Below are 1,791 nucleotides of genomic sequence, written 5' to 3'. Positions count from 1 at the left end.
CTCTGATATGATATAAAAGTTGCTAACACAGCACGGTAGACCTTTGAAAACTGAACAAAGCAAGCAAACGAACCAATGTGTAGGACGTTTCAATTTATTGAAACAAATACATGCAAGCAATAGCTAGCAAAGTTAATTTTTATGAGCTTAATGACCGTATGGTCATTCAAACAAATCATTATGAGAGTTTGATCCTGGCTCAGGACGAACGCTGGCGGCGTGCCTAATACATGCAAGTCGAACGCTTTTTCTTTCACCGGAGCTTGCTCCACCGAAAGAAAAAGAGTGGCGAACGGGTGAGTAACACGTGGGTAACCTGCCCATCAGAAGGGGATAACACTTGGAAACAGGTGCTAATACCGTATAACACTATTTTCCGCATGGAAGAAAGTTGAAAGGCGCTTTTGCGTCACTGATGGATGGACCCGCGGTGCATTAGCTAGTTGGTGAGGTAACGGCTCACCAAGGCAACGATGCATAGCCGACCTGAGAGGGTGATCGGCCACACTGGGACTGAGACACGGCCCAGACTCCTACGGGAGGCAGCAGTAGGGAATCTTCGGCAATGGACGAAAGTCTGACCGAGCAACGCCGCGTGAGTGAAGAAGGTTTTCGGATCGTAAAACTCTGTTGTTAGAGAAGAACAAGGATGAGAGTAAAATGTTCATCCCTTGACGGTATCTAACCAGAAAGCCACGGCTAACTACGTGCCAGCAGCCGCGGTAATACGTAGGTGGCAAGCGTTGTCCGGATTTATTGGGCGTAAAGCGAGCGCAGGCGGTTTCTTAAGTCTGATGTGAAAGCCCCCGGCTCAACCGGGGAGGGTCATTGGAAACTGGGAGACTTGAGTGCAGAAGAGGAGAGTGGAATTCCATGTGTAGCGGTGAAATGCGTAGATATATGGAGGAACACCAGTGGCGAAGGCGGCTCTCTGGTCTGTAACTGACGCTGAGGCTCGAAAGCGTGGGGAGCGAACAGGATTAGATACCCTGGTAGTCCACGCCGTAAACGATGAGTGCTAAGTGTTGGAGGGTTTCCGCCCTTCAGTGCTGCAGCAAACGCATTAAGCACTCCGCCTGGGGAGTACGACCGCAAGGTTGAAACTCAAAGGAATTGACGGGGGCCCGCACAAGCGGTGGAGCATGTGGTTTAATTCGAAGCAACGCGAAGAACCTTACCAGGTCTTGACATCCTTTGACCACTCTAGAGATAGAGCTTCCCCTTCGGGGGCAAAGTGACAGGTGGTGCATGGTTGTCGTCAGCTCGTGTCGTGAGATGTTGGGTTAAGTCCCGCAACGAGCGCAACCCTTATTGTTAGTTGCCATCATTTAGTTGGGCACTCTAGCGAGACTGCCGGTGACAAACCGGAGGAAGGTGGGGATGACGTCAAATCATCATGCCCCTTATGACCTGGGCTACACACGTGCTACAATGGGAAGTACAACGAGTTGCGAAGTCGCGAGGCTAAGCTAATCTCTTAAAGCTTCTCTCAGTTCGGATTGTAGGCTGCAACTCGCCTACATGAAGCCGGAATCGCTAGTAATCGCGGATCAGCACGCCGCGGTGAATACGTTCCCGGGCCTTGTACACACCGCCCGTCACACCACGAGAGTTTGTAACACCCGAAGTCGGTGAGGTAACCTTTTGGAGCCAGCCGCCTAAGGTGGGATAGATGATTGGGGTGAAGTCGTAACAAGGTAGCCGTATCGGAAGGTGCGGCTGGATCACCTCCTTTCTAAGGAATATTTCGGAAGACTACACATCGTTTGCCTTTGTTCAGTTTTGAGAGGT

Annotated in this window: 1 rRNA gene; it reads left to right on the top strand. The window is 50.8% G+C overall.

The features are described 5' to 3' along the window. Nucleotides 1-176 precede the first annotated feature (176 nt). Nucleotides 177-1,735: ribosomal RNA gene (locus IGJ25_RS17140) — 16S ribosomal RNA — on the top strand. The last annotated feature ends 56 nt before the right edge of the window (nucleotides 1,736-1,791 follow it).

Source organism: Enterococcus sp. DIV0240d (assembly GCF_051711245.1).
Taxonomy (GTDB): Bacteria; Bacillota; Bacilli; order Lactobacillales; family Enterococcaceae; genus Enterococcus_D; species Enterococcus_D casseliflavus.
Note: the sequence above shows the minus strand (reverse complement) of the source record. Positions and strands in the feature narration are given on the sequence as shown.